General features: G+C 65.4%; 7 protein-coding genes and 1 pseudogene. All 8 read left to right on the top strand.

Annotation, left to right across the window (positions count from 1 at the left end; translation table 11 throughout):
• Positions 1-67: 67 nt before the first annotated feature.
• Positions 68-994: an urea ABC transporter permease subunit UrtB gene (gene urtB / locus MFF24_RS18955; RefSeq protein WP_108941173.1), complete on the top strand. Its 927-nt coding sequence runs from the start codon at positions 68-70 to the stop codon at positions 992-994.
• A gap of 12 nt (positions 995-1,006) precedes the next feature.
• Positions 1,007-2,188 carry an urea ABC transporter permease subunit UrtC gene (gene urtC, locus MFF24_RS18960; protein ID WP_238226399.1) on the top strand — a complete coding sequence of 394 codons (1,182 nt, stop codon included), beginning with the start codon at positions 1,007-1,009 and terminating at the stop codon, positions 2,186-2,188.
• A 10-nt stretch (positions 2,189-2,198) separates the two neighbouring features.
• Complete coding sequence (gene urtD, locus MFF24_RS18965; RefSeq protein ID WP_238226401.1) at positions 2,199-2,987, top strand: urea ABC transporter ATP-binding protein UrtD; 789 nt, start codon at positions 2,199-2,201, stop codon at positions 2,985-2,987.
• Positions 2,988-3,057: 70 nt separating this feature from the next.
• Positions 3,058-3,747 (top strand): urea ABC transporter ATP-binding subunit UrtE, encoded by a 690-nt coding sequence (gene urtE / locus MFF24_RS18970; protein WP_238226417.1) that lies wholly within the window; start codon positions 3,058-3,060, stop codon positions 3,745-3,747.
• An 11-nt stretch (positions 3,748-3,758) separates the two neighbouring features.
• Positions 3,759-4,775, top strand: coding sequence for an alpha/beta fold hydrolase (locus MFF24_RS18975; RefSeq protein WP_238226403.1), 1,017 nt, complete (start codon positions 3,759-3,761; stop codon positions 4,773-4,775).
• Positions 4,776-4,942: 167 nt separating this feature from the next.
• A complete protein-coding gene (gene fmdA, locus MFF24_RS18980) occupies positions 4,943-6,172 on the top strand; it encodes a formamidase (RefSeq protein WP_238226405.1) in 1,230 nt (409 codons plus the stop codon).
• Positions 6,173-6,174: 2 nt separating this feature from the next.
• Positions 6,175-6,492, top strand: coding sequence for an FmdB family zinc ribbon protein (locus MFF24_RS18985; RefSeq protein ID WP_238226407.1), 318 nt, complete (start codon positions 6,175-6,177; stop codon positions 6,490-6,492).
• 229 nt (positions 6,493-6,721) lie between these two features.
• A pseudogene (locus MFF24_RS18990) lies at positions 6,722-6,899 on the top strand (carbohydrate porin); the annotation flags it as partial.

The following is a 6,899-nucleotide window of genomic DNA, read 5'->3' on the forward strand; positions in this document are numbered from 1 at the left end:
CGCGAAAGACGGGCGTGGCCCGACACTTGCTGCGCCCTCCCAGAAAATTCCGCCGGGGACCACCACCATGTTCGGCGACTATTCGCTCGCAGACCTCAGCTCGATCTTCGTGATGCAGGGCTTTGCCGGCCTGATCCTGTTTTCCGTCTACGTCCTGATGGCGCTGGGACTGGCGATCATCTTCGGCCAGATGGGCGTCATCAACATGGCCCACGGCGAGTTCATGATCCTGGGCGCCTACGTCACCTATCTCTGCTCGAGCTTCTTCCAGACCTATCTGCCCTCGCTCTTCGGCGCCTATTTCTTCGTCGCCATGGCGTTGGCCTTCCTGGCGTCCGGTGCGATGGGGATGCTGGTGGAATGGGCGCTGATCCGCCACCTCTACAGGCGCCCGCTGGATACGCTGCTCGCGACCTGGGGCCTCTCGCTGATCCTGCAGCAGGCCTACCGCACCATCTTCGGCCCGCGCGAGGTCGGCGTCGAACTGCCCTCGTGGATGATGGGCTCGATCCCCGTCACCGATTCGATCGAGGTGCAGATCAACGGCCTGTTCGTGATCGCGGTCACCACATTCATCACGCTCGGCGTCGCGGTGCTGATGTACCGCTCACGCTTCGGCGCGCAGATCCGCGCCGTGATGAGCAACCGCCCGATGGCGGGCGCGGTCGGCATCGATACCGAGAAGGTCGACCGCACCACCTTCGGTCTCGGCTGCGGCATCGCCGGCATCGCCGGCTCGGCCTTCACGATGATCGGCTCCACGGGGCCGACCTCGGGCCAGCTCTACATCGTCGACACCTTCTTGATCGTGGTTTTTGGGGGCGCGGCGAGCCTGCTCGGCACCATCGCCTCGGCCTTCTCGATCTCGCAGACCCAGTCGACCCTCGAATTCTTCCTCTCCGGCTCGATGGCCAAGGTGCTCACCCTGCTCGCGGTGGTGGGAATCCTGATGCTGCGGCCGCAGGGCCTGTTCACCCTCAAGGTCCGTCGCTGAGGAGCGCGCCAGATGACGAGCCAGAAGACAAGTCCGATGCAATCCCTGTCGAAGGCGGTCACCGTCAACGACAACCCCTTCATGAAGCCGGTCGAGTGGGTCAGCCTCGCGCTGCTGGCCGGCGTGATCCTGATCGTCCTGCCGCTCATGCTCGACGGCTTCCGCCTCAACCTGGTCGGCAAGTATCTCACCTACGCCTTCGTCGCGCTCGGCCTCGTCATCTGCTGGGGCTATGCCGGCATCCTCTCGCTGGGCCAGGGCGTGTTCTTCGGGCTGGGCGGCTACTGCATGGCGATGTACTTGAAGCTGGAAGCGTCCAGCGTCGAGAACACGAAGATCCAGTCGACGCCGGGCATCCCCGACTTCATGGACTGGAACCAGATCACGTCGCTGCCCTGGTTCTGGCACCCGTTCCAGAGCCTGCCGCTGACGCTTCTCCTCGTCGTCGCGGTGCCGGTGGCCTTCGCCTTCATCATCTCGGTGGCGATGTTCAAGCGCCGCGTCGGCGGCACCTACTTCGCCATCATCACCCAGGCGATCGCCGCGATCCTGACGATCCTGATCGTCGGCCAGCAGGGCTACACCGGCGGCATCAACGGCATCACCGACCTGCGCACGCTCAATGGCTGGGACATCCGCACCGACCACGCGAAATACATCCTCTACTTCGTCAATGGCGGGCTGCTCATCGGCTGCATCCTGATGGCGCAGTACGTGAAGAAGTCGAAGCTCGGGCGCATCTTGGTCGCCATGCGCGAGAAGGAGGACCGGGTCCGGTTCTCGGGCTACTCGGTGGCGGGCTTCAAGGTCTTCGCCTTCTGCCTGGCAGCGGCCTTCGCGGCGATCGGCGGGGCGATGTTCACCCTGCAGGTCGGGTTCATGTCGCCCTCCTTCGTCGGCATCGTGCCCTCGATCGAGATGGTGATCTATGCCGCCGTCGGCGGGCGCCTCTCCCTCTTCGGCGCGGTCTGGGGGACGCTGCTGGTCAACTGGGCCAAGACCTCGTTCTCCGAAAGCTTCCCCGATCTCTGGCTGTTCGGCCTCGGCGGCCTATTCATCGCCGTAGTGCTGATCTTCCCCAACGGTCTCGCCGGCATCTGGCGCGAGCACATCGAACCCCGCCTGTTCCGCAAGGCCAAGGGCCTGGCCCCCGTCGCCAGCCCCGCCCTGCCCCACGGCACCCCGGCCGAGTGAGGAGACATCCATGAACGCGGCCATCCTCCCCTCATCCCTCCCGATCGGCACGCCTGCCGACGACAAGGACTTCCTGCTGGCGGTCGAGGCGCTCACCGTCTCCTTCGACGGGTTCAAGGCGGTCAACGACGTCTCGTTCTATGTCGATCCGGACGAGATCCGGGTCATCATCGGCCCCAATGGCGCCGGCAAGACCACGGTGCTCGACCTGATCTGCGGGCGTACCAAGGCCAGCTCCGGCTCGATCAAGTACAAGGGCCAGGAACTGACCAAGCTCTCCGAGAGCGCGATCGTCCAGGCCGGCGTCGGCCGCAAGTTCCAGACGCCCTCGATCTACGATGACCTGACGGTGTTCGAGAATCTCGAGATCTCGTTCCCCCGCGGCCGCTCGGTGTTCGGGGCGCTGACCTTCAAGCGCGACGCCGAGGTGCGCGACCGTATCCACGAGATCGCCCAGACGATCTTCCTGAAGGATCAGCTCGACGAGCGGGCCGAGTTCTTGAGCCACGGCCAGAAGCAGTGGCTGGAGATCGGCATGCTGCTGATCCAGGACCCGGAGCTCTTGATGCTCGACGAGCCGGTCGCCGGCATGAGCGTCGGCGAGCGCATCAAGACCGCCGAGCTCCTGAACCAGATCATCAAGGGCCGCTCGGTGCTCGTGATCGAGCACGACATGAAGTTCGTCGAGGACATCGCCCACCGCGTCACCGTGCTCCACCAGGGCAAGGTTCTCTCCGAAGGATCGATGGAGCGGGTCAAGAACGACCCGAGGGTCATCGAAGTCTATCTCGGTCACTGAGGGCGAACGGATCATGCTCCAGACTTCCCCCTCCTCCCTCGTGCCGCCGCTCGTGCCCGGCACCCAGGCCATGCTGTCGATTTCCGACCTCCACGCGGCCTACGGCCAAAGCGAGGTGCTGCACGGCATCGACCTCGACGTGGCGCCTGGCGAGATCGTCGCCGTGATGGGCCGCAACGGCATGGGCAAGTCCACGCTCATGAAGACGCTGATGGGCATCGTGCCGACGAAGTCGGGCTCGATCACCGTGGACGGTACTGACGTCACCACCCTGAAGAGCCATGCCCGCGTGGCCAAGGGGCTGGCCTACGTGCCGCAGGGCCGGATGATCTTCTCCACCATGACGGTGCAGGAGAACATCGAGACGGGTCTCACCGTCACTGGCTCGCGCAAGGTGCCGCAGGACCTCTACACGATGTTCCCGGTGCTGCTGGAGATGAAGGGCCGGCGCGGCGGCAACCTCTCCGGTGGCCAGCAGCAGCAGCTCGCCATCGCGCGGGCGCTCGCCAGCAACCCGAAGGTTCTGCTTCTCGACGAGCCGACCGAGGGCATTCAACCCTCGATTATTCGCGAAATGGGGCGTACGCTGAAGAAGATTCGCGACGAGCGCGGTCTGTCGATTGTCGTCTCGGAACAGGTCTTAAGCTTTGCCATGGACGTGGCCGACCGGGTTCTCGTGATCGAGAACGGCTCGATCGTCCACGAGAGCTTGCGCGCCGACATCGACGAGGTGCAGGTCGCCCGGTTCCTGTCGGTCTGAGGATTGTTGCGATGGCCGATTACGAGATCTTCGAGCTCGGTGACGTCGTCCTGCAGTCGAAGCAGACGATTCGCGGTGCGCGGCTCGCCTACAAGACCTACGGCACGCTCAACGCCGCTAAAGACAACGTCATCGTCTATCCGTGCTGGTATTCCGGCACCCATCTCGAGAACGAGTGGCTGATCGGGCCGGGCAAGGCGCTCGATCCGAACACCTATTTCATCATCGTGCCGAACATGTTCGGCAACGGGCTGTCCTCCTCGCCGAGCAACACGCCCGCGCCGTTCAACGGGCCGCGCTTTCCCAAGGTCACGGCCTACGACAACGTGGTGCAGCAGCACCGGCTGGTGACGGAAGTGTTCGGCATCGAGCGGATCAAGCTCGTCACCGGCTGGTCGATGGGAGCGCTCCAGACCTTCCACTGGGGGGCGCTGTTCCCCGACATGGTCGAGCGCATCCTGCCGTTCCAGGGCTCGGCCAAGTGCTCGCGGCACAACTTCGTCTTCCTGGAGGGCGTAAAGGCCGCGCTCCAGGCGGATGCTGCCTTCGCCGACGGCTTCTACGCCGAGCAGCCGCAGAGGGGCCTGCGCGCCGCCGCCCGCGTCTATGCCGGCTGGGGCTTCTCGCAGACCTTCTACCGGGTCGAGGCCGACCTGAAGCAGATGGGCTACGCCTCGCTCGAAGACTTCCTGGTCGGCTTCTGGGAGGGCTGGCTGTTGGAGAAGGACGCCAACAACCTGCTCGCCATGCTCTGGACCTGGCAGAACGGCGACATCTCGGCCAACGACCTCTACGGCGGCGACTTCAAGAAGGCGCTCGGCGCGATCAAAGCCAAGGCCTTCGTGATGCCGGCCTCGACCGACCTGTATTTCCCGCCGGAAGACAGCGCCATCGAGGTCGAGCACATGCCGAATGCCGAGCTGCGCACGGTCGAGACCTATTGGGGCCACTTCGCTGGTGGTCCCGGCACCTCGCCCGACGACATCAAGGTGCTCGATGCCGCCTTGAAGGAGCTGCTCGCAAGCTGAGCCATCGGCGGGGCGCTCCGGCAGCCCGCCCGAATCGATCCGGCGCCAAGCTGCGCCGGATGAACGAAGAACGACAACAACGATCCACGGGGGCGGCCGGACTCATGCCGGACACGCAACGGGGACGGCTGCCTGAATTCTGGACAGTAAAAGGAGCTGCGAAGGAAATGCCCGAGACCCTGATCAAGGTCGATCTCACGCAGTCGGCCTACGACAACGACATGGTGCACAACCGCTGGCACCCCGACATCCCGATGGTCGCGACCGTCAAGCCCGGCGACGACTTCATCGTCGAGACCTACGACTGGACCGGCGGCTTCATCAAGAACAACGATTCCGCCGACGACGTCCGCGACATCGACCTGTCGATCGTCCACTTCCTCTCCGGCCCGATCGGCGTCGAGGGTGCCGAGCCCGGCGACCTGCTCGTGGTCGATCTGCTCGACATCGGCGCGAAGCCCGAGAGCCAGTGGGGCTTCAACGGCTTCTTCTCGAAGAACAACGGCGGCGGCTTCCTCGACGAGCACTTCCCGCAGGCCCAGAAGTCGATCTGGGACTTCGAGGGTATGTTCACCAAGTCGCGCCACGTGCCCGGCGTGCGCTTCCCCGGCCTGATCCATCCCGGCCTGATCGGCTGCCTGCCCGATCCGAAGATGCTGGAGACTTGGAACACGCGCGAAAAAGCGCTCTACGACACCAATCCGAGCCGGGTGCCGGCGCTGGCCACCCTCCCCTTCGGCCCGACCGCGCATATGGGTCGGCTGAAGGGCGACGCGAAAGAGCAGGCGGCGGCCACCGGCGCCCGCACGGTGCCGGGGCGCGAGCACGGCGGCAATTGCGACATCAAGGATTTGTCGCGCGGTTCGAAGATCTACTTCCCCGTCTACGTGCCCGGCGCCGGACTCTCCATGGGCGACCTGCATTTCAGCCAGGGCGACGGTGAGATCACCTTCTGCGGCGCCATCGAGATGGCGGGCTGGGTCCACCTCAAGGTGAGCCTGATCAAGGACGGCATGGCCAAGTACGGGATCAAGAACCCGATCTTCAAGCCGTCGCCGATCACCCCGAAATACGACGATCACCTGATCTTCGAGGGCGTCTCCGTCGACGAGTACGGCAAGCAGCATTACCTCGACGTGACGGTCGCCTATCGGCAGGCCTGCCTCAACGCGATCGAGTACCTGAAGAAGTTCGGTTACTCGGGCGCGCAAGCCTACTCGATCCTCGGCACCGCCCCGGTCCAGGGCCACATCTCCGGCGTCGTCGATATTCCGAACGCCTGCGCCACGCTCTGGATTCCGACCGGCATCTTCGACTTCGACATCAACCCGTCCGAAGCCGGGCCGACGAAGTTCCTGGATGGCTCCGTCCAGATGCCGCTCTCGCCGGATCTTTGATCATGCCCGTCTACGATTACGCCTGCGAGAGCTGCGGACCCTTCACCGTGCTGCGCCCGATGGCGCAGTTCAAGGACCCGCACGATTGCCCGGATTGCGGCGGGGAATGCCAGCGCGCCTTCCTCACCGCCCCGCGGATCTCCGGCATGGATCCGGGGCTGAAGGCCGCCCACGCCACCAACGAGCGCAGCCGCCACGAGCCGCGGCGCTCTCGCAGCCACGGGGCCGGCTGCGGCTGCTGCTCGCCGAAGAAGTCGGCGGCTGCACCGGCTGCGGCCAAGAGCTTCCCGAACGCGCGGCCCTGGATGATCAGCCACTGATCCGAAGACCGCCTTCGGCGGCGGACGCTCTGCGCGCCCGCCGCGTCACCCCGGGAGGAAACATCGACGGAACATCCGCTCCGTGAGGGAGCCGCCGGCTGAAGACACGACAAGCGGGACGAACCCCGTGGGGAGGCCGGCGCAGAGGACGGGTTGGGGACTGATGATGACAACAAGCACAAAACATGCAGATCGGACCGGAAGGCCGGGGCGCCGCGGCGGCGCCGGGATGGGAGCGGCCGGCGCGCTGCTCGCGGCGGGGTTGGCCACGAGCCTCGCGACGGCGCCGGCCGCGCTGGCGCAGCAGCCCTCACCGGTGGGCGAGTTCAACGACCAGACCCAGCCGCGCACCGATCCCCGCATCGCCGAGAAGCCGGCCGATCCGGTGCGCGTCGGGCCGCTCGCCC

This window comes from Methylorubrum aminovorans (assembly GCF_022179725.1).
Taxonomy (GTDB): Bacteria; Pseudomonadota; Alphaproteobacteria; order Rhizobiales; family Beijerinckiaceae; genus Methylobacterium; species Methylobacterium aminovorans.

Bases quoted from the DNA above. Each gene is read 5' to 3' on its own strand.
- urtB (WP_108941173.1), top strand. From the start codon at position 68: ATGTTCGGCGACTATTCGCTCGCAGACCTCAGCTCGATCTTCGTGATG.
- urtC (WP_238226399.1), top strand. From the start codon at position 1,007: ATGACGAGCCAGAAGACAAGTCCGATGCAATCCCTGTCGAAGGCGGTC.
- urtD (WP_238226401.1), top strand. From the start codon at position 2,199: ATGAACGCGGCCATCCTCCCCTCATCCCTCCCGATCGGCACGCCTGCC.
- urtE (WP_238226417.1), top strand. From the start codon at position 3,058: ATGCTGTCGATTTCCGACCTCCACGCGGCCTACGGCCAAAGCGAGGTG.
- MFF24_RS18975 (WP_238226403.1), top strand. From the start codon at position 3,759: ATGGCCGATTACGAGATCTTCGAGCTCGGTGACGTCGTCCTGCAGTCG.
- fmdA (WP_238226405.1), top strand. From the start codon at position 4,943: ATGCCCGAGACCCTGATCAAGGTCGATCTCACGCAGTCGGCCTACGAC.
- MFF24_RS18985 (WP_238226407.1), top strand. From the start codon at position 6,175: ATGCCCGTCTACGATTACGCCTGCGAGAGCTGCGGACCCTTCACCGTG.